The sequence below is a fragment of the Methyloferula stellata AR4 genome, from assembly GCF_000385335.1.
GTDB classification, from domain to species: domain Bacteria; phylum Pseudomonadota; class Alphaproteobacteria; order Rhizobiales; family Beijerinckiaceae; genus Methyloferula; species Methyloferula stellata.
Genome location: NZ_ARWA01000001.1, coordinates 162,366 through 182,264 on the forward strand (window position 1 = coordinate 162,366; position 19,899 = coordinate 182,264).

Consider the following 19,899-nt stretch of genomic DNA (forward strand, 5'->3'; position numbering starts at 1 on the left):
ATTCAAGAATTGCGCTTGGATGGCCGGGTCAAGCCCGGCCATGACGCCGTGATCGGCGGCCCAGACACTACGTCGGATCAACCACACCGAGCCCGATCATGCGCAGTGCCGTCATCGAAGGCACGAAGAAATAATCGCCGCCGCGCGTCTCGACGAATTGCGGCAGGCCTTCGACGATGAAAGGCGCGTTGCCCGAGGCGGGATCGGCCGGAATCACGAATTTCGCTTTTGCGCCGTCGCCTTGCGGACGGTTGCCGACGAGCGGGCATGTGTCATTGCCGGCGTTGAAATCGAGCCCGTAATTGATCCATTGCTGCTGCACGAATTCGAATTGCCTAAACAGGCTCGAACAAATGTTCAGCATGACGATGCCGTGATCGCCATGATCGTCCGTCAAGCCTTGCGGCGCCGCGCCATAAGGCAGGCCGCGCCGCAAGATACGGCGGCGATTGTTGAGCACGGAGCCGTCGCCCGGCGTCGGCGCCAGCGCGTCGCGCGTGTTGACGCGCCTCATATGCGCCGTCACTGGGCATTTCGCACCGGCCTGATCGTCGCCATAGGTGAAGTCGGCGAGCGCACGATCGCGCGCAAGGCTTTGCGCCACATCGGTCGGGTCGGCGGGCGCGGGCACTTTTTGATTGAACGCCTGCCAGGCGGCGAAGTCGGGCGCCTTGGAGACCGGCACGCCATCGGACCAACGGCCCGATATTTTCGCCATGAAGGTTTCGCGCGCCTCATGCGGGTCGGCAATTCCGAAGGCGCCGCCGAAAGCCGTGGCCGCCTTGTCGATGAAAGAGCGGAAAGCCAAGACGTTCTCGTGCAGCTTGCGATAGGACATGAACGTCCCATTACGGCTGAAGGCGAGCGGCATGGCGGCGCCTGGAATTTCCTGCGCCTCGTCTGGATAGCCAAGCAGAAACTCACCCGTCGCCAATGGCGACCATTTCCCCTGGCCGTCGACCTTGCCATTGCCGATGACACGGCGATCGAGATCCTGTTGCGCAAGCTGGCCGTCGAAGACGGGATCGCCGATCGCATCGGTGAAACCGAAATGCTCCTTCGGCACCGGCTGGATCTGACCCGCCACCGTTTCCATGATAGCCGAAAGGTTCTGGAACTCCGGCGCATCGCCGCGATGCCCATCGAGCAGGCTCACGCCGTTCTCCGGCGCCGCGCAATAATGGGAGATCGCTTGCGTCAGAATGTCGAGCTCGGCGACGGGCGTCCCGTCGGGGTTCATCTGCGCATTGAGCATGATGAGAATATGGACGGCTTTGGTGCCGTCATGCAGGCCGGCGGTCCAGACCGGGTCCCATGTTCCGGGCCAGCCGGGACCCGATGCATCATCGCCAAGGACGGGCGCGCGCTTGATCATGCCGTCGATGAATTCGTCCGGCAGGCCGCGCAGGGTCCGCGTCGGCACGTCGAGTGCCAGCAGCCCATAGAAAGTGAAGGCCATGTTGACGGCGACCTGCGGACGCTCGGCTCCTTTGCCCTCCGGAACATGGAGGGCCGAGCGGTGCGACGGCCAGCGCAGAGCCGTCGTGACGCGCGGCAGGAGCCATGTCACGAAGGCGCGCCCGCCGGCCGCATTGTTGACGTGCAGGAGAATGAAACGCCCTTTGGGAAAACCCATGCGCCCATAGGCGGTGAGGATATTGCCCTGGATATCGGCGAGATCGAGTTCGATGCTCATGGTCTTTTCTCGCTTCAAGCGCCGATGACGCCCGGCGCCTGCGTCGGCGACGCAACATGGTCGGGCTGATGGGTTTGCAGAAAGGCTGCGAAAGCCGCGTGAAGCGCGGCGGGATCCGCGCCCTGGTTGTCTATGGCAAAGCGGGTGAATTGCTTTTGCAGATAAAGCGATTTGAGGACGCCCGGCAGATCCGCGCCATGGGCCGCCGGGAAGGGTTGCACGCCGCGCGCCATGACGAACTTGTAAAGGCCGAAGAAAATGCCCGCGCCGATCAGCGTCAGCAGAAGCCAGACCAGGACATGGCCATGCGCGACGAGCGCGACGAAACCCACCAGAAGCGCGAGACCACCGATAAGGGCGGCAGCGCCCATCAAAGGCAATGGCAGTGTCGGCAGCTTCGGCGTGTCGATCCAATAATCATGGAACGGCATGGTCGTCTCGACCTGCCCGCGTTTGATGAAGGCGGTGAATGTCGCGGCGGACTCGACCGTTTCGAACCCATAGCAATATTGAAAGATCTTGCGGATCTCCGGCTCCATCGTCGCCCAGAGAGTTGCGAGATAAGACTCGAGATCCCGGTCGTCGCCGTGGATGCAATTGAAATCGGCCGAGAAGAAAAGATAGGGCGTGTTCAACTGATCGACGGGCTGGGGCACGATCGGATTGATCTTGCGCAGGGCCATGACAACGGCATCGGTTTGCACCCGTCCATTGAAGGCCGGCACGTCGATCACGGAAAAGCGCGCGAAATGATTGCGCAAATTGCGCGCGAAAGGACTGTTACCGGCCGATACGCAGACGGGCGATTGATGCGCCGTCGGCAGGCCTGCCAGCCATTCGCGTACGGCCAGCATGGGCGTCGTGACGACATGGTCGTAGATCTCGACGGGGTCCCTCCTGATCGGAAGGAGCACGGTCAGAAAATAATGTCCCGCATCGATATTCGGCATCGGGAATCCTTTTAAAAACGATCGGTCTAAAACCAGCAAAAAATCATATGGACCCGGTAGCGCGCTTCAGGCGCTGCGCGGCCATTGCAGCGCGATAAGCGGCTGACGGTTGATATCGGCATTCTTCGTATCGTTGCTCGCGACGGGCGCGTAACCTTGCGACCCCAAATCGTTTTGAAGCTTCACCAGCATCGCTTTGTAGCGAAGGGCGAATTCCTCCGGCGACAGCGTGGCGAAATCCCGCGACAGCACGGTAAGTTCGGCGCGCACGCGTAAGGCCGCTTTGACATCGCGCTGCGCTGCGCCGGGCGTCGCGTTATAGTAATAATCCGTGTCGATCTGATTGGCGCGAATGTAATTCTTGAATGGCGTGATCGGGATCGAATGCGGATATTTCGTGCTCCCATACCACAAGAGATCGAGCCCGCCCGGAAGGCCATCGGCGAAGGCGTCGATATATTGATCCCAGGTGCCGTTGAAATTGCTGCAAAATAGCATGTAGTCGTTTTGCAGCGTCTGTTTGCCCTGGCCGAGATCAGGCCATTGATCGCGCTTGATGATCACCCAGCGCGCGAAATGAATGAGCGACAGGCCGAGCAAGCCGGCGAGGCTTTGCGGCAAGGCCCGCGTCAACATGAAAATGAAGCGGTTGACGCCGGTCCAAAAGGGCGGCCGCATCGGCGTGATGACATTCATGCCATAGGCCTTGCCGGCAACATTCGACATCGCCACCCCCGTTTGGAGAACTCGCACCTCTTAAAGGTTAAGCTTGTTCAGCGTGACTTGGCAACAGTCATAAAGCCGTTGTCATGCCGGCTGCCCGATCACAGCCCGGCCGCGCCGCCATCCGAGCGCGGATCATGCGTGGCTTCAACTTTTCCGTTGGGAAAGCGCATCAAAGCCCCCGCATGGCCGACGCGGCTCACATAGGGCTCGGCGAAGATTTCAATATCGTGACCGGCTTTTTCGAGCTGTTCGAAGAGCCGGCTGTCGAAGCGCGGCTCCAGTTTGAGCGTCGTCGTCGCATCGCCCCAGGTCTTGCCGAAGAGGAAACGCGGCGCATCCACCGCGCCCGCGAGACTTTCTCCGAACAAGATGCGTGTCATGACTTGCGCCTGGAATTGCGGCTGGCCGTCGCCGCCCATCGAGCCATAGGAGAGCACGCGCCCATCGTCGAAAACCGTCAACGGCGGATTGAGCGTATGGAAGGGCCTTCGTCCCGGCTGCAACGGGTTCATGGCTTTCGGATCGAGCGAAAATGAAATGCCGCGATTTTGCAGATTGACGCCGGTGCGCGGCAAGACGCAGCCCGACCCATATTCCCAATAGATCGATTGAATGAAGGACACGGCGCGGCCTTCCGCGTCGATCGCACCCATCCAGACCGTATCGCCCTCTTCGGGCGGTAAAGGAAAGGGTGCCGCGCGCTTCATGTTGATCTTGGACGCCTCGCGCTCGAAGGCATCGGGGCAGAGATAGCCGTCAGGATCGATCGCGAGCGCGTCGAAATCCGTGCAGACCCGATCGCGGATGGTCAGCGCGCGTTTTGAAGCTTCCACGAGCGCATGAATGTGCTCGAAACTCTCGGCCTCCTTGACGCCGAGCTGATTGAAGATGCCGAGAATGATGAGTGAAGCCAGGCCCTGCGTCGGCGGCGGCGCGTTATAATGTGTGCGTCCCGGCAGGCGCAGCGAGAGAGGCTCGCGGCGCACGGCCTGGAAGCCTTCGAGATCGGCGCGCGTGATGGCGATACCGAGTTTCTCCATATCGGTCGCAAGCTCGCGGCCGATATCGCCGCGATAGAAATCCGGAAAGCCCGCTTGTGCCAGATGCGCGAGCGTATCGGCGAGCTTCACGTTGCGGCGAGGCGTGCCTTCCGGCGGAATTTTTCCATCGACGAGATAGGTCTCGGCAAAGCCCGGCGCGTCGCAAAGCGCCGCGAATTCGAAGGGCTGGGCCTTAGCCTCGGTCTTCGATTGCGGATAGCCGTCCCGCGCCAGCCGGACCGCGTCATGCAACAGATCCGTGCGCGGGATCTTTCCGCCGACCGCCGTCGCAATCTCCTGAGCGACCTGCCAGCCGCCAACTGTGCCCGGCACGGTCAGAGCCGCGAACGGGCCGCGCGCGGGGATCGCGTCATAGCCGAGCGTCCGGTAGCGCTCGATCGTGGCGAGGCTGCCGGCCGGGCCGCAGGCCTCGATGTAAAGCACTTTGCCCGATGGCTCGCGGATGAGCCAGAATCCGTCGCCGCCGATCGCATTCATATGCGGATAGACCACGGCGATGGTCGCCGCCATGCCGATCATGGCCTCGATCGCATTGGCCCCCTCGGCGAGAAGCGCCCGGCCCGTCTCAGCCGCCAGATGATGCGGGGCCGCGACCGCCGCCTTGGAAAAGACCGGAGTTTCAATCATTTAAAAGCCGTCCTCGGGGTCATGACGCTCTTGCCGCCATGCAGGTATAATGACAAGGGCCTTGAGCCTTCGCAGCGGCGCTTGCATCCGCCGCTTCTTTGGTTAGGGTCCGTCCCCACCAAGAGATATGGGATCGCATAAGTGGCAGGACCAACCAAGATCAACTGGCTTCACCTTTCGACGATCGTCGCCGTCGCCATTCTCGTCGGCACCGAAATGGTCGGCGCGTCCTGGGCCGCGGGATGGGCGCTCGGCGGCCTGTTGCAGCTCGATCCCTCAATCAGCCGCGGGCTTGAAGTCATATTCGGACTCTCAGGCTTCGTCCTGCTCTATTTCTTCATGCGCACCGCGATCCGCCACGAGCCGATCAAGAATTAGTGACGGCCTTCGCGTCACAAGCGTCACCTCATTTGATAATAAGGCGTTAAGTGCCGCGCCGCACGGCGGGCGCAGCTTTCTTGGGGCTTGATGTGCCCATGCCAGTCCGGCAGCCAGCACAGGAAAACCCCGATGAACCAGAACCAGACTTTCCGCCGCATCGTCCTCGCGCTTGTCGCGCTCGCCGCCAGCGCGACTTTCGTCGCCGAAGGCACTGTCGTTGCCAGTGCGGCGGTTTTTCCGTCGAGCCCTAAATAAGCCCATTCCGCCGTCCCCGGCAGGTCTGGAGAGCTGCGGGGTTCCCCCGCCCCGCGGCTCTCTCAATGTTCATCCGAGATCGGATCAAAACGGCGCCAAGTATCCCGCTCTAGATCACGATGATTTTGGATCGAATCGATCCAAAATCATGGATGTGATCGATTCTAATAAGTTAGGGCGGGATGCGGGCGCAAAACCGCTTACACTTTTGCTCATCCCGCCCTGGGACTCGACAGCCAAGCGGCTCATGCTTTAAGTCCCTACCGTCCCGCGAAGCCATTTTTTCAACGTCTTTCCATAGCATGTGACGGTCGCTTCCCATCCTTCCAGCTTCCCTCAATCCCAAACCCCAGCCTCGTTTGGCTGAGGCATCCTCTTTGCCAATCAGCCGCATGGCCGCCGTGAAAGACACCGAATGACCGCATCCCTCGATCGCAGGTTTCTTTTAAAGGCGGCCGGCGCCCTTGCGCTTGCCGCGAGCACGGATGAGACGGCGCAAGCCATGGACATGCTGAAATTTGGCCCGCCCCGGCCATTTTCCTTCGACCTCCTGAAGGAGACGGCCAAACGCATGGCAGGCGAGCCCTATGTGGGGCCGAAGCGGCCATCGCCCGAAATCCTGGCAAAGATCGATTACGAGGCCTGGGGCAAGATCAAATTCAAGATGGACCATTCGCTTTTCGCCGATGGCCCGCAGCGCTTTCCGGTCAGCTTCTTCCATCTCGGCATGTTCTTCGCCAAAGCCGTCGAGATGAATGTCGTCACGAATGGCGAGGCGCGCGAGATCATTTACGATCAAAGCTATTTCGACATGCCGGACGATTCCGTCGCCAGGCAATTGCCGGAGGGCGCGGGCTTCGCGGGCCTGCGCATCCAGGAGGCGCGCGACGGCACGCTCGATTGGACAAAGAACGATTGGGTCGCTTTTCTCGGCGCCGCTTATTTCCGCTCGATCGGCGAACTCTACCAATATGGCCTCTCGGCCCGCGCCGTCGCTCTCGATGTGGCGGTCGCCGACCGCTCTGAGGAATTTCCCGACTTCACCAAATTCTTCATCGATAGCGCCGAGACCGGCAACACGATCACGATCTATGCGCTGCTCGAAGGCGCCTCAATCGCCGGCGCCTGCAAGTTCCGCATGGAGCGTGGCAAAAGCGTCATCATGGATATCGAGCAGAGCCTGCATCTGCGCGCCGAGATCGTCCGCTTCGGGCTTGCGCCTTTGACGTCGATGTACTGGTTTTCCGAAACGGTGAAGCCGACCGGCGCCGACTGGCGGCCGGAGGTGCATGATTCCGACGGACTCGCCATGTGGACGGGCGCGGGCGAACACATCTGGCGGCCGCTCAACAATCCGCCGCGCATCATGGCGTCTGCCTTCTTGGACGAGAATCCGCGCGGCTTCGGTCTTTTGCAGCGCGACCGCAATTTCGATCATTATCAGGACGGCGTGAATTACGACAAACGTCCGAGCCTTTGGGTCGAGCCGCATGGCCAATGGGGCAAGGGCGCGATCCATCTCGTCGAGATTCCGACCGATGACGAGATCCACGACAATATCGTCGCCATGTGGGTGCCGGCGACGCCCGCCGCCGCGGGTACGAATGTCGATCTCGCCTATCGGCTTTACTGGGCGGCGGACGAACCCTTCCCGACCCCGCTCGCGCGCTGCGTGGCGACGCGGCTCGGCAACGGCGGCCAGCCGGGCAAGCCGCGCCCGAAAGGCGTGCGCAAATTCGTCGTCGAATTTTTAGGCGGAGAACTCGCCACGCTGCCTTATGGCGTGAAACCCGAACCGGCGCTCTGGGCCTCGCGCGGCACGTTTTCTTATGTCTTTACGGAAGCCGTGCCAGACAGCGTGAAGGGCCATTGGCGCGCCTGGTTCGATCTCACCGTGACGGGCTCAGATCCCGTCGAAATGCGGCTTCAGCTCAAAGTGGACGATAAGATCATCAGCGAGACCTGGCTGTTTCAATATCATCCGTTTTAGGCAGGGAAGAGAGCTGGCGCTGGCGGTTTGAGTTTGGCGCCCATGTCGGCCGCCGGGCGGCGCTCTGGTCGTTTCCGAAAGCGGACGCTACGTTGACCAAATACCAAGATTTATGTGACACGCAAGAAGGCCATCAAATTCGCATGTTTTGAGAGAGACGCGGAAGAACATGGAAAGCTGCTATGAGAATAATCTTCTTGTCGCTTTTTGCTTTGTTTGCTCTCTTTGGCGAAGGGAATGCCGCACCAAGTTTTGATTGCTCGAAAGCATCGGCTTATCTCGAGCAACTGATCTGTAGCAATCGGGCACTCGGCGATCTGGATGGTCAGCTTTCCGACGCATTCCTAGCGAAAAAAACCGAGCTTGGGCCTGATTTATTCAAGACATTTCTGGAAGCTCAGAGACAATGGCTTAAGAGTCGAACTGATGCATGCCGTGTGCAGTCACCGTCTCAAACTCCTCCACGAAAGACCGCTGCGGTCGATTGTCTCGCAAAACTTTATCGAGATAGAGTCGATTGGCTGAGCTCGACGGCTAAACTCTATTATAGCGCCGACGATAGGATTTGCCGGCCTATGACCAAATCGCTCGTGACATTGCACCTGCGGTTTCCGCACGCGATTTATTTGAGCGATGTACGCAATGCCTTGATGATGGAGCCGGGAGTAAAGCCACTGCCCTGGATTGATCGTCCCGATAACGATTTAGACGGTTTTTATACCAGTGAAACTCCTGCCGATGCCGTAAAGGATTTTCTGAGACAGCCAGCTGATCCACCTTCAGACGTCTTTTTCAAAGGAGATGTGAAAGGTAACGGGGAGCACCGCCTAGTGCGGGTTAGAAACGATGGGCTCGGATCGCATGGCGATTATCAAACAACTATTTGGTTTTTGAAACCCGATACGCCTTTTAGAAGTCCAACTCCTGATAAAGACGATTTTTTTAACATCGACCCCAGCGTCGTCGATCTGCAAGTTCCCGCTAAAAACTCTAGGGGTACACTTTCGCTTTCGTTTCCGACCGGTCATCCGCCGGACGAGATCACTAAGACTGTTGTCAGAGGCATCGGCGATCACTTTCCGCAAGAGCCAATCAATTATTACGACCACGTCTATATAATTGCTGGCGATGTTTTTGGCGGCGAGGCGGCTGTTTATCTCCTCAACGATGCGAAGCAGAGCGAAACAGTGTGTGTAATCGCTCCTGACTCAGCACCATCAGAAATCGAAAAAGTAGAGAAATTGTTCAAGCTTCAGAAGTGACGAACGTCTGCTTTGCAGTGCCGAAGACTCCAAACCAGCCAGCCCGCTTCGCGCCCCAAACCTGCCATTCGGGCTGCCAAACCTCATCCGACGCCAACAACATTCAAATGATCGACTCGACCACGCCGCCGTCGACGCGCAGCGCCGCGCCCGTCGTGGCTGAGGCCTGCGGCGAGCAGGCATAGACGATCATATTCGCAACCTCTTCGACGCTGGCGATGCGCTCGATGATCGAAGTCGGACGAATGCTCGGCACGAATTCCTTCTCGACTTGCGCGACGGGTTTGCCACTCTCTTTCGCCATCTTCTCGATCATATGCCCCACGCCCTCGGAAAGGGTCGGACCGGGCAGCACCGCATTCACGGTGACGCCGGTGCCATGTGCGAGTTTCGCAAGGCCGCGCGAGATGCCGAGCACCGCCGTGCGCGTAAATCCGTAATGCAGCATTTCGGGCGGAATATTAATGCCGGATTCGGAGGAGAGGAAAACGATGCGACCCCAATTGCGCTCCATCATGCCCTTCAGATAGGCGCGAGACAGCCGCACGCCCGACATGACATTGGTCTGAAAGTAATGTTCCCACTCTTCGTCGGGAATGTCGAAGAAGGGTTTCAACTCGAAGATGCCGGCATTATTGACGAGGATGTCCGCGCGCGGCACGGCGGCAACGAGCGTATCGCACCCCTTCGCGGTCGAAACATCGGCGGCGACGCCTTTCACCTTGGCGTCGGGAACGGCCGCCTTGAGTTTTGCGACGGCGTGATCGACCTTTTCTTGCGTGCGGCCGTTGATAACGACCTCGGCGCCGGACTGCGCAAGGCCCAGCGCGGTTCCATAGCCGATGCCTTCGGTCGAACCCGTGACGATGGCTGTTTTTCCGGTCAGATCGATTTTCATGCTGCACTCCCACTGTTTGCCGGAAGGTAGTGCGGAGAGCCGGGAGTGGAAATACGCAAAGGCAACAGCCGGTCACACATTCGCGTCAGAGCGTGCCTTTGGATCGGCTGAAGCTATGAAAAATCCCCTCGCCCTTCGAGGCTCGCTTTGCTCGCGCCTCAGGGTGAGGGGAACTTCCGGCCCTCATCCTGAGGAGGGTCCACCCGTTTCGGGTTCAGCCTTCGGTGCCGGTCATCTTTGCCGGCGCGGCGCGCTGCAGGGCTTCGACGCCCGGCAGGCTCTTGCCCTCGAGCCATTCGAGAAAAGCGCCGCCCGCCGTCGAGACATAGGTAAAGGAGCTGAAGGCACCGGCGACATTCAGCGCCGCGATCGTATCGCCGCCGCCCGCGATCGTCTCCAGCGCCGAAACCTTGGTCAGCAGCGCCGCGACCTTCGCGACAGTCACCGTGCCGATGTCGAAAGGCGCCACTTCGAAGGCGCCGAACGGGCCGTTCCAGACGAGCGTGCGGGCCGAGGCCAGAAGACCGACGACCTTCGAAATCGTCCTCGGGCCGATGTCGAGGATCATGTCATTTTCACCGACGGAATCGATATCGACGGCACGGACCGTGACGTCGGGCGCGAGCTTTTGCGCGACGATCGCATCGCAAGGCAGAACAAGCTCGCATTTCGCCGCTTCGGCATCGGCCATGATTTTACGCGCGACATCGGCGAGTTCCATTTCGCAAATCGATTTGCCGATCGCCTTGCCACTCGCCGCCAGAAACGTATTCGCCATGCCGCCGCCGATGAACAAATATTCGACCTTGCGCATGAGATTGCCGAGCAATTCGAGCTTGGTCGAGACTTTGGCGCCGCCGACGAAAGCCGCGAGCGGGCGCACCGGATGCGCCAGCATGCTCGTCAGCATTTCGAGTTCGAACTGCATGGTGCGGCCGGCATAGGCCGGCAATATATGCGCGAGACCTTCGGTCGAGGCATGCGCGCGATGCGCCGTCGAGAAGGCGTCGTTCACATAAACATCGCCGAGTTCGGCGAGCGCCTGCACGAAGGCCGGATCGTTCTGAACCTCGCCCTTATGGAAGCGTGTATTTTCGAGGAGGAGAATATCGCCGGCATGCAAGGCGCCGACGGCGCTTTTGGCGACATCGCCGACGCAATCCGACGAGAAGGCGACGATGCGCCCGAGCTGCCGTTCGAGTTCGACAGCGACCGATTTCAAAGAGGTCGAAGGGTCTGGCCCGTTCTTCGGACGGCCGAGGTGCGACAAGAGAATGACCTTGCCGCCCTTTTCGGAGATTTCGCGAATATTCGCAAGAATGCGGTCGATGCGCGTGACGTCGGTAATGCGCCCGTCTTCCATCGGCACATTGAGATCGACGCGCACAAGAACGCGCTTGTTTTTGAGATCGACATTATCGAGCGTCGGGAAGCTAGACATCTTCGACGCCCTCATCAGCCGAGTTTGCCCATGGCGACAGCGGTATCTGCCATGCGGTTCGAAAAGCCCCATTCGTTGTCGTACCAGGATACGACGCGGACGAAATTATCGCCCATGACCTTCGTCTGATCCATATGAAAAATGGACGAGCGGGAATCATGGTTGAAGTCGATCGAGACGTTCTTGAAATCAGTATAGCCCAGAATGCCTTTCAGCTCCTGCTCGCTCGCGCGCCGCACGATATCCTTGACCTCGTCGGCACTGGTCGAGCGTTTGGCGACGAATTTGAGGTCGATGACGGAGACATTCGGCGTCGGCACCCTGATCGCCGCCCCGTCCAATTTCCCGGCGAGCTCGGGCAGCACCAGCCCCAAGGCTTTCGCGGCGCCGGTGGTGGTCGGCACCATCGAGAGGCTCGCGGCGCGGCCGCGATAGAGATCCTTGTGCATCGTATCGAGCGTCGGCTGATCGCCGGTATAGGAATGAATCGTCGTCATGAAGCCGGTTTCGATTCCCAAAGCGTCGTTCATGATCTTGGCGACGGGCGCGAGACAATTCGTCGTGCAGGAGCCGTTCGAGACGACGTAGTGGTCCCTGGTGAGCTTTTCGTGGTTGACGCCATAGACGACCGTGAGATCCGCCTGTTCCGCGGGCGCCGAGACAAGCACGCGTCGTGCTCCGGCCTTGAGATGCGCGGAGGCCTTCTCCTTGCTGGTGAAGAAGCCCGTGCATTCAAGCGCGATATCGACACCCAGTTCCTTATGCGGCAATGCAGCGGGGTCCTTGATGGCCGTAACCCTGATCGGGCCAGTACCGACATCAAGGCAATCGCCTGAAACTTTCACCTCGCCGGGAAACCGGCCGTGAACCGAGTCGAAACGCAAAAGATGCGCATTGGTTTCGACCGGGCCCAAATCATTGATTGAAACCACGCGGATGTCCTGCCGCCCGGATTCGATGATCGCCCGCAACACGTTGCGGCCGATGCGGCCAAATCCGTTGATCGCGACATGAACGGCCATTCCGAATGTTCCTTCCTGTTGGAAATCAAGTGCGGCGTGAGACAATCGGGACCCCTATGGATCCGCGACGACGGTCGGCCTGAGCTTCAGGTCCGCAGAGCCTCGGACGTTTAAGTTGAACCAGGTCCAATGCTCCAGCTCTTTGTCTTCGCACCGGATTTTCCGAAATCGCTGCCCGCTTCCGAACCCGATGCTTTCGACCGATTTTTTCGGCTTATATCATATAGCCGGAGGCCAGCTATCCGTCGTTATGCTCTCCCGTCTTGCGCTTAGATCACGATGACCTTCCGTGAAAACAAGCCCGGAGCGCCCTGCCCGCCTCCCCAATGGGCTGCCCGCCCGCATCGGCGGCCACGCTTTTGATGTCTTTTTCGTTTTGCATCGGGCGGCGCCGCGCGCAATGCGGGGTTCTCCTAGCGAGCCAAAATGTCGCGGCGGTATTGGAGGGGCAACTGAGCGATCCCAAACGGGCATAGACTCACTCCCCTGTGGTGAACCCCGAACTGCGCGTTGACGGGTGCGGCGGACTGCCTCCTAATGGATGATCTTGGTAAATCACGGCAAATGACAACGCCACCCCGACTTGAGACCGCGCTCAAACGGCTCACTGCTGCGCTCGACCAACTCGAGGCGGCGGCAGAGAGGCGTGCGCAGGCCGACGCGGGGCGGGCCAATCGGGAGGAAGAATTCACCGTGATGCAGGATGATCGCACGCGGCTCGCCGTCGAACTCGACGGCGTGCTCGCCCGCTCGTCCACTTTGGAATTGGCCAATGACGAGGTGGCCCGGCGCCTTCAGGGCGTCGGCACGACGATCAAGACGATTTTGGAAAAGGCCTATTTGACAGAGAAATAGCGCATTTCTCCTTCAAATAAGCGGCAGCTCACGCCTCTGGTGATCCTAATGCCTCAAGTGACCGTGACGATCTCTGGCCATACCTATCGCATGGCCTGCGCCGAGGGCGAAGAAGCGCATCTGCAAGGCCTCGCCCGATCGGTCGATGAAAAGATCGAGCACCTGAAAGAGACATTCGGCGAAATCGGCGATCAGCGCATCACTATTATGGCAGCGATCACGGTTGCCGATGAATTGGCCGAGGCCAAAGGCAAAATCGCCAGGCTCGAAGCCGAAGTTCAAAACCTCAAGGCCAATGCCTCGCATGTGCTGTCGAATCGCGAGGCCTGGGCCGATCACATAGCTGATTCGCTCGTCGACGCGGCGGCCAGGATCGAGCGCGTGGCGCAGGATCTGAACGGCGGCGTTCAAGACTGAACGGCGCAGATCACGATGCCCGCGCCGAGGGCCGTCCGTCCCGACTTTGACTGGGGTCGGGCTCAGCTTTTAAGGCGATCATCCGATTACGCCCGAGGCGTTTCGCCTGATACAATCTTTGGTCGGCCTCTGCGATCAATTGCTTTGCGGTCAAGTCGGCGTTGCCCGACATGATAGACACGCCGCCGCTTATGCTGACATAGGGTCCCGCGGGTGAATATCCGTGTGGAATCCGCAGCCGCGACACGGCCTCGAGCGCCGCCTCGGCAAGCTGAATCGCGCCGGCAAGTTCGGTCTCAGGCAAGACCATGGCGAACTCCTCACCACCATATCGGGCCGCCAAATCGGCCGGCCGACGGCAGCAAGAGCGTATGGCTTCCGCGACTTGCTTCAAACATTCATCACCCTTTGGATGCCCGTAGTGATCGTTATAGGCTTTGAATGCATCGATATCGCACAAGACGAGCGCCAAGGTGCGGTGGAAACGCATCGCGATAGCGATCTGAGCTTCGAGATAAGTGTCGAAGAAACGCCGGTTGGCGAGATGGGTCAGCCCGTCTTCCAAAGCCAATTGCTCGAGTGATTTATTCGCGGCCTCGAGCTGTTGGGTGCGTTCGTAAACCCGCTGTTCAAGGTCTGCATTGAGCGCTCTTATCTCAACCTCGGCACGCTTGCGGATGACGTCGGTCCCGTGAAGCGTGATCGCCGTCGATGCGACAGCGATGATACAAACCACCATGCTGAGGAGAACCAGCAAGGCAACACCGAATTGGTAGCCGAAAAACCCTGCACGGCCGCCCGCTATATGTACCCATCCCAGTCCAAAGAGGAAAACAGGAAGGGCGGGAAACAGTCTTCGGCATACGACGCCTCCGGCCGTATCGCTCGTGGCGAGGCCGGCAAATCCATAGGCTCTATCCGAGCCCATAATGGCCAGTTCGAGAATGAAAAAAGCCAAGGCCGTAGGCAACGCCATCGTCGTGTACAGCCTGATCTGATAAAGAGCGTCGACGCCATATATGTAGCCCATGAGCGCCAGGGTCGAGATGAATAGACCCGGAATCACGACCCAATGGGCCCAAAGCGCGATACTTGGCTTGCGCGCCTTGAGACACAATAGAGCAGTGCCTACGGACATAAAGGAAAGGGATGTCGCGGGCGACATCAGGCCTGGTCGGCGGCCTGGTGGGGACAATTCGTTGTCGCGCAGAATGAATTGATCGATCCTGAGATCAATATTGAAGACGTTTTCGACTATCGAAAGCGCGCCGATCATCGCCGCGAGTGCTGCAAGGATCCTGGCCAAACGAGACGTCCAGGATTTTGGGGCCGGGCTATTCAATAACCAAAGCGATGCAGCAGCGGTGAGGAAACCGAAGGCCGTGTTTATTTTCAATGTCGCCAAGCCAGGCAGCAAGCTCCTAAGGATTTCGATGTCGAAAACCCAGCCAATGGCGGCAGTCGTCGCGACGGCGATGACAAACAGGGCACCCGCTTGAGCGAAGCAACCGAGGCAGAAGCCATACGACTCGCCGGGTGTCCTATGCTGTCTGGTCGTGGACGAAGCGTGCATTGGCGGGGCCAACTTTCATCTCGCGCGGCTTGGAAGCCAGCGATCTGGTCTGCGCTCTATCCATTTCTGCGGCCTTAAATATCAAGGCAGAATTGAGTACGCCCCATATACCCATAATATTTACAATGGTTTGAGCCTGCACCAGGCTATATTAAGTCTGCTTTTAAGTGTCGCCGTGGACCTCGGCTTATGGCTGGTTTCACGGAAAATGGATATTTAACCGAGACGCACCGCGCCCGCTGGCACTTTGCATCATTGCGTCCTACATTACGCAGGCGGAGCTGCGGGGTGCGTGTTGGATCTGTATTCCCGGGGCCTTATCGATCTCTAAGGGAGCTGTCCCTGACCAAGTCCGTGGACTTGGACACACGGCGCCCACCTACGTTGTAGGTTCCCGGGGTCGATATCCCACGGCCTTGGCGGCCCCGCACTTCACATAATCCCGGAAAGTTGCTGACTTTCCGGGTGGGTTATGCGTCAAAACCAAAAGCCCCTTCTCACCTGCCAGGCGTAATGACTCTTCCCGAACCGAAGGCCGCGCTGCGCGTGCAAGCGCTTTCAAGGCGTGGCCTCGTCACCAAGGCCGAGGCCGAGGCCTTTGCGAAACGGCTCGCCGAAATCGGCGCCGGACTCGCCGCCGAATATCAGGCAGAGGCGGTTTCCGGCTTCTGGCCGATCAAGAACGAGCCTTCGACCCTGCCGCTGCTCGAAACGCTCAGCGGTCGCGGCATCGTCACGAGCCTCCCGGTGATGACGGGCCGCGACCAGCCCCTGACCTTCCGCGCCTGGCGGCCGGGCGAGCCGCTCGCCGAGGTCCAGATGAAGATCAAGGAGCCGCCGCCCGAGGCGCCAGAGGTCTTGCCGGACCTGCTGTTCGTGCCGCTCGCTGGTTTCGACAGGCGGGGCGGACGGCTCGGCTACGGCGCCGGCTATTATGACCGCACCCTCGCCAAGCTTCGCGCCATGAAGAAGATCACAGCCGTCGGCATCGCCTTCGAGGTGCAGGAATTGCAAGAAATTCCGCAAGAGCCGCACGATGAGCCGCTCGATTATGTGCTAACCGAGCGCAGTCTGATTGTCTGCCGGCACTAATCCCGATCCGGGGATCGGGTTTTAAAGGATAAATATGCGTCTTTTGTTCATCGGCGATGTCGTCGGCAAGGCCGGCCGCGCTGCGATTCTCGACGAAATTCCGGCCTTGCGGGCCGCCTGGGATCTCGATTGCATCGTCGTCAATGGCGAGAATGCCGCCGGCGGCTTCGGCATCACCGAGACGATCTGCGGCGAGTTTTTATCAGCCGGCGTCGATTGCGTGACGCTCGGCAATCATGCTTTCGATCAGCGCGAGGCGATGGTTTTCATCAATCGCCAGCCGCGCCTGATCCGGCCGGCGAATTACCCGCCGGGCACGCCTGGCTGCGGCGCCAATCTCATCGAAACCGCCAAGGGCCAAAGAGTGCTTGTCGTCAATGTGCTCGGCCGGCTTTTCATGGACGCGCTCGACGATCCCTTTCCGGCGATCGAGCGCGAGCTCTCCGCCTGCCCGCTGGGTGCCGCCTGCGACGCGGCGATCGTCGATTTCCACGCCGAGGCAACGAGCGAGAAACAGGCTTTCGCGCATTTCGTCGACGGGCGCGCCTCACTGGTCGTCGGCACCCATACGCATGTGCCGACCGCCGATCATCAGATTCTGCCCCAGGGCACCGGCTATATGACCGATGCCGGCATGACCGGCGATTATGATTCGGTGATCGGCATGGAAAAGGAAGAACCTGTGCGGCGATTCTCGACACGCCTGCCGGGGCCGCGGGTCGAACCTGCCTCGGGCAAGGCGACGCTCTGCGGCGTTGCCGTCGAAACCGATGCGAAGGGCCTCGCGATCAATATCGCGCCGGTTCGGGTCGGCGGGCGGCTGTCCCAGGCGAAGCCGGAATTTTGGGGCTGACAGGGCCCGCTCGCGGGCGGCAAAAGCACAAACCTCGAGGAACCCGCTCTTAAGGAAGCCGCGCTAAAGCTGCGGGCATGGCCCAAACGACTTCTCCCGCACAGGATTTCAGCCCGTCGGCGACCGGCGCCTCGGCAACCTCCCGAGAGACTCTCAGGTTTCTCGCGCTCACCTCGGCGGTCCTTTTCATTGGCATGCTTGGCGCCTATGCCCTCGGACTGCATGGCTCCCTGCCTTTTCCGCAGGACGGCAATGGCAATATTCTCGGCCATGATTTTCTAAATACATGGTTCTTCGGCAAGGCCGCTTTTCTCGACGATCCCGGCAGGTTTTACGATCACGACGCCTATGCAGGCTGGGTCAGCGAGGTCGTGCCCAATAATATTGTCGAACGCCTATGGTCCTATCCGCCGCATTTTTTGCTGATGGCAGCGCCTCTTGGCTATCTTCCCTATCCGCTGGCTCTGGCCGTCTGGACCCTCACAGGCCTCGCCGCGCTTTACGGCGCAATACGCGGCGACCGGCTTTCGACCTTTACGATTCTGACCTCGCCCGCCGCTTTGTTTTGCATCATTTCTGGCCAGATCTCGTTCTTTCTGGCGGCTTTCATGCTGGCCGCCTTGCGGCATCTCGACCGCAGGCCGCTCATCGCCGGCTTTCTCATCTCGCTTTGCACGGTCAAGCCGCAGACAGGGCTCCTGATTCCAGTTCTGCTCGTCGCTTCGGGACGCTGGCGGGTCTTATGCGCAGCGGCGCTTGGCACATGCGGCCTCGCCGCCGCGAGCCTGCTGATCTGGGGCGTCGACATCTGGCGCGATTACATCGGCCTCGGCCTGCCGGCTCAGCTCGCCGATACGGCCGGGACCTATCAGGTGCTCACCCCCTGGTCCCCGACGATCACGACGGCGCTGATCATGGCTGGCCTTGATGCGAAAGCCGCGGCGATCCTTCAATTGGGCTTTGCCGCGCTCGCCGCTCTGCTGGTCGCAATCGGATGCCGGCGCGGCCCAATGGACGCGCGCAAGACCGCCCTATTTCTCGCCTGTTCGGTCTTTGCCGCGCCCTATCTTCTGGCGCACGATCTCGTCGCCGTCACCGCCGCGGCGGTCATGCTGGCGGTGGCCGAGCCTTTGGACAAATGGGGCTCCCTTGCCGTGAAAGCCATATTCCTTCTGCCCATGCTGCAGATGGCCGCCGGCGTCGCCCATATACCGGGGGTGGCGATCGTCCCGGTTGGCTTCGCGCTTTGGGCTTTTCTGCGCCGCGACCCGGCACCGCCAAATCCCTGCCCTTCCGCCGTGCCTATAGCACCCTGACGGTTGCTTCCGCCATATGGGGCCGAGAGACTGCGTCAGAGGCGCGCGATAGGGCTGCTTTTCTCCCTGAAATAAGAGCATTATAAGACACGCTGACAGCATCGGCCGGGCCGGGACCCGGCAAACCTTTGGGCACTGAGGACGGGAATGTCAGGTCATAGTCAGTTTAAAAACATCATGCATAAGAAGGGCAAGCAGGATGCGATCCGCTCCAAGCTCTTCTCCAAGCTGGCGCGCGAAATCACCGTCGCCGCGAAGCTCGGCCTCCCCGACCCCAATATGAATGCGCGGCTGCGCGCCGCCTGTATCGCGGCCCGCGTCGAAAATATGCCGAAAGACAATATCGAGCGCGCCATCAAGAAGGCAGCAGCCACCGATGGCGAAAATTACGATGAAGTCCGCTACGAGGGCTATGCGCCGGGCGGCGTCGCCGTCATCATCGAAGCCCTGACCGACAATCGCAACCGGACGGCGGGCGAGGTACGCTCCGCTTTCACCAAGGCGGGCGGCGCCTTGGCCGAGACGGGCGCGGTCTCCTTCATGTTCGATCATGTCGGCATGATCGAATTCGATCCCAAGGTCGCGACTGAGGACGCCATGATGGAAGCGGCGATCGAGGCCGGTGCCAATGATGTCGCCACGACCGAGTTCGGCCATGAGGTCGTCACGGCGCTCGAAAGCCTGCGCGAAGTGGCGCAAGCGCTCGAAAGCAAGTTCGGCGAGCCGCGTAAGTCGGCCTTGATCTGGAAACCGCAGAACACGATTGCGGTCGAAGATGAGGCGGGCGAAAAGATCTTGAAGCTTGTCGGCGTGCTCGAGGACAATGACGACGTGCAGAACGTCTATGCCAATTTCGAGATTTCCGACGCACTGATGGCGAAGCTCAGCGGCTAGCGATGGCGTCTTGCCGCGTCCTCGACTGCAGCGGATACGCCGCCTCGACCACATAGGGGCCGCCGCCGACCGAGTCGCGCGATGAGAACAGCACGAACCGCGCCGCCTCGAAGCTGCGGGAGAAAAACCCGCCGCGCATCGCGAGATAATCGGCCACGGCCAAAGTCGAGGCCCCGCGCAGCCGCGCCAAGGTCACATGCGGCGTGAATTTGCGCGGCTCCGGCGGAATGCCGATCCGCCGCATCAGGCGCTCTTGTTCGGCCTGCAATTCGAGAAGCGCCTGCGCCGGCTTTGCCTTGGCAACGATGGCGCGGGGCCGGTCGCCGCCGAAGGAGCCGAGCTCTTCCAGCCTGACCGTGAAAGGCTGCCGGCGCACCGTTTCGAGCACGGCGGCGACGTCGTAAGCTGTCTTGTCGTCTATATCGCCGATGAAGCGCAAAGTGAGATGATAATTCTCGACATCGATCCAGCGCGCTCCTGAGAGGCCGCCGCGCAGCAAAGCAAGATCCGCTGCGAGATCGATCGGAATTTCGAGGCCGGTGAAGAGACGGGGCATGAGGCCCTCCTCGGCGTCTTGAGCTGCGAAGGTC

General features: G+C 60.1%; 19 protein-coding genes and 1 other RNA gene. 11 read left to right on the forward strand and 9 right to left on the reverse strand.

Annotated features, from left to right (window positions below):
• Positions 1 to 67: 67 nt before the first annotated feature.
• The 4 genes from A3OQ_RS0100800 to A3OQ_RS0100820 form a co-directional block, all read right to left on the reverse strand.
• Entirely contained in the window at positions 68 to 1,696 is a 1,629-nt protein-coding gene (locus A3OQ_RS0100800) for a Dyp-type peroxidase (RefSeq protein WP_020173444.1), read from the reverse strand.
• 14 nt (positions 1,697 to 1,710) lie between these two features.
• Positions 1,711 to 2,646, reverse strand: a complete 936-nt coding sequence (locus A3OQ_RS21005; protein WP_020173445.1) for a hypothetical protein — start codon at positions 2,644 to 2,646, stop codon at positions 1,711 to 1,713.
• A gap of 66 nt (positions 2,647 to 2,712) precedes the next feature.
• Positions 2,713 to 3,372 carry a hypothetical protein gene (locus A3OQ_RS0100815; protein WP_020173446.1) on the reverse strand — a complete coding sequence of 220 codons (660 nt, stop codon included), beginning with the start codon at positions 3,370 to 3,372 and terminating at the stop codon, positions 2,713 to 2,715.
• 98 nt (positions 3,373 to 3,470) lie between these two features.
• Positions 3,471 to 5,060, reverse strand: coding sequence for a gamma-glutamyltransferase family protein (locus tag A3OQ_RS0100820; protein ID WP_020173447.1), 1,590 nt, complete (start codon positions 5,058 to 5,060; stop codon positions 3,471 to 3,473).
• 141 nt (positions 5,061 to 5,201) lie between these two features.
• Here A3OQ_RS0100820 and A3OQ_RS0100825 point away from each other — a divergent pair, with 141 nt between their 5' ends.
• From A3OQ_RS0100825 to A3OQ_RS0100840, 4 genes are all read left to right on the forward strand, one after another.
• The gene (locus A3OQ_RS0100825; RefSeq protein ID WP_020173448.1) at positions 5,202 to 5,438 is read left to right on the forward strand and encodes a hypothetical protein; all 237 of its coding nucleotides are present in this window, start codon (positions 5,202 to 5,204) and stop codon (positions 5,436 to 5,438) included.
• A gap of 132 nt (positions 5,439 to 5,570) precedes the next feature.
• Positions 5,571 to 5,696: a hypothetical protein gene (locus A3OQ_RS25170; RefSeq protein ID WP_020173449.1), complete on the forward strand. Its 126-nt coding sequence runs from the start codon at positions 5,571 to 5,573 to the stop codon at positions 5,694 to 5,696.
• A 415-nt stretch (positions 5,697 to 6,111) separates the two neighbouring features.
• Positions 6,112 to 7,686, forward strand: coding sequence for an OpgD/OpgG family glucan biosynthesis protein (locus A3OQ_RS0100835; RefSeq protein ID WP_020173450.1), 1,575 nt, complete (start codon positions 6,112 to 6,114; stop codon positions 7,684 to 7,686).
• A gap of 197 nt (positions 7,687 to 7,883) precedes the next feature.
• Positions 7,884 to 8,948: a lysozyme inhibitor LprI family protein gene (locus A3OQ_RS0100840; protein WP_161607283.1), complete on the forward strand. Its 1,065-nt coding sequence runs from the start codon at positions 7,884 to 7,886 to the stop codon at positions 8,946 to 8,948.
• Between the two features lie 103 nt (positions 8,949 to 9,051).
• Here the strand turns inward: A3OQ_RS0100840 and A3OQ_RS0100845 are convergent, their stop codons facing one another.
• From A3OQ_RS0100845 to gap, 3 genes are all read right to left on the reverse strand, one after another.
• Positions 9,052 to 9,846, reverse strand: coding sequence for an SDR family NAD(P)-dependent oxidoreductase (locus A3OQ_RS0100845; protein WP_020173452.1), 795 nt, complete (start codon positions 9,844 to 9,846; stop codon positions 9,052 to 9,054).
• A 214-nt stretch (positions 9,847 to 10,060) separates the two neighbouring features.
• Entirely contained in the window at positions 10,061 to 11,287 is a 1,227-nt protein-coding gene (locus A3OQ_RS0100850; RefSeq protein WP_040580333.1) for a phosphoglycerate kinase, read from the reverse strand.
• A 14-nt stretch (positions 11,288 to 11,301) separates the two neighbouring features.
• Positions 11,302 to 12,309: a type I glyceraldehyde-3-phosphate dehydrogenase gene (gene gap, locus A3OQ_RS0100855; protein WP_020173454.1), complete on the reverse strand. Its 1,008-nt coding sequence runs from the start codon at positions 12,307 to 12,309 to the stop codon at positions 11,302 to 11,304.
• A 564-nt stretch (positions 12,310 to 12,873) separates the two neighbouring features.
• On the opposite strand from gap, the gene A3OQ_RS0100860 reads away from it, so the two are divergent.
• Both A3OQ_RS0100860 and A3OQ_RS0100865 read left to right on the forward strand, forming a co-directional pair.
• Positions 12,874 to 13,164, forward strand: a complete 291-nt coding sequence (locus A3OQ_RS0100860) for a DUF4164 domain-containing protein (RefSeq protein WP_020173456.1) — start codon at positions 12,874 to 12,876, stop codon at positions 13,162 to 13,164.
• Between the two features lie 48 nt (positions 13,165 to 13,212).
• A complete protein-coding gene (locus tag A3OQ_RS0100865; protein ID WP_020173457.1) occupies positions 13,213 to 13,581 on the forward strand; it encodes a cell division protein ZapA in 369 nt (122 codons plus the stop codon).
• A 10-nt stretch (positions 13,582 to 13,591) separates the two neighbouring features.
• On the opposite strand, the gene A3OQ_RS23300 is transcribed toward A3OQ_RS0100865, so the two are convergent.
• Positions 13,592 to 14,887 carry a GGDEF domain-containing protein gene (locus A3OQ_RS23300; RefSeq protein WP_161607284.1) on the reverse strand — a complete coding sequence of 432 codons (1,296 nt, stop codon included), beginning with the start codon at positions 14,885 to 14,887 and terminating at the stop codon, positions 13,592 to 13,594.
• 542 nt (positions 14,888 to 15,429) lie between these two features.
• On the opposite strand from A3OQ_RS23300, the gene ssrS reads away from it, so the two are divergent.
• The 5 genes from ssrS (at position 15,430) to A3OQ_RS0100890 (ending at position 19,309) form a co-directional block, all read left to right on the forward strand.
• Positions 15,430 to 15,584, forward strand: a non-coding RNA gene (gene ssrS / locus A3OQ_RS23865) — 6S RNA.
• An 83-nt stretch (positions 15,585 to 15,667) separates the two neighbouring features.
• Complete coding sequence (locus A3OQ_RS0100875) at positions 15,668 to 16,246, forward strand: 5-formyltetrahydrofolate cyclo-ligase (RefSeq protein ID WP_020173459.1); 579 nt, start codon at positions 15,668 to 15,670, stop codon at positions 16,244 to 16,246.
• A 34-nt stretch (positions 16,247 to 16,280) separates the two neighbouring features.
• Entirely contained in the window at positions 16,281 to 17,099 is an 819-nt protein-coding gene (locus tag A3OQ_RS0100880; RefSeq protein WP_020173460.1) for a TIGR00282 family metallophosphoesterase, read from the forward strand.
• Positions 17,100 to 17,176: 77 nt separating this feature from the next.
• Positions 17,177 to 18,415: a glycosyltransferase family 87 protein gene (locus tag A3OQ_RS21015; protein WP_020173461.1), complete on the forward strand. Its 1,239-nt coding sequence runs from the start codon at positions 17,177 to 17,179 to the stop codon at positions 18,413 to 18,415.
• A 147-nt stretch (positions 18,416 to 18,562) separates the two neighbouring features.
• Positions 18,563 to 19,309, forward strand: coding sequence for a YebC/PmpR family DNA-binding transcriptional regulator (locus tag A3OQ_RS0100890; RefSeq protein ID WP_026595351.1), 747 nt, complete (start codon positions 18,563 to 18,565; stop codon positions 19,307 to 19,309).
• Here A3OQ_RS0100890 and thpR read toward each other — a convergent pair.
• Complete coding sequence (gene thpR, locus A3OQ_RS0100895) at positions 19,299 to 19,865, reverse strand: RNA 2',3'-cyclic phosphodiesterase (protein WP_020173463.1); 567 nt, start codon at positions 19,863 to 19,865, stop codon at positions 19,299 to 19,301. The two genes, A3OQ_RS0100890 and thpR, sit on opposite strands and share 11 nt — an antisense overlap.
• Positions 19,866 to 19,899: the final 34 nt, after the last annotated feature.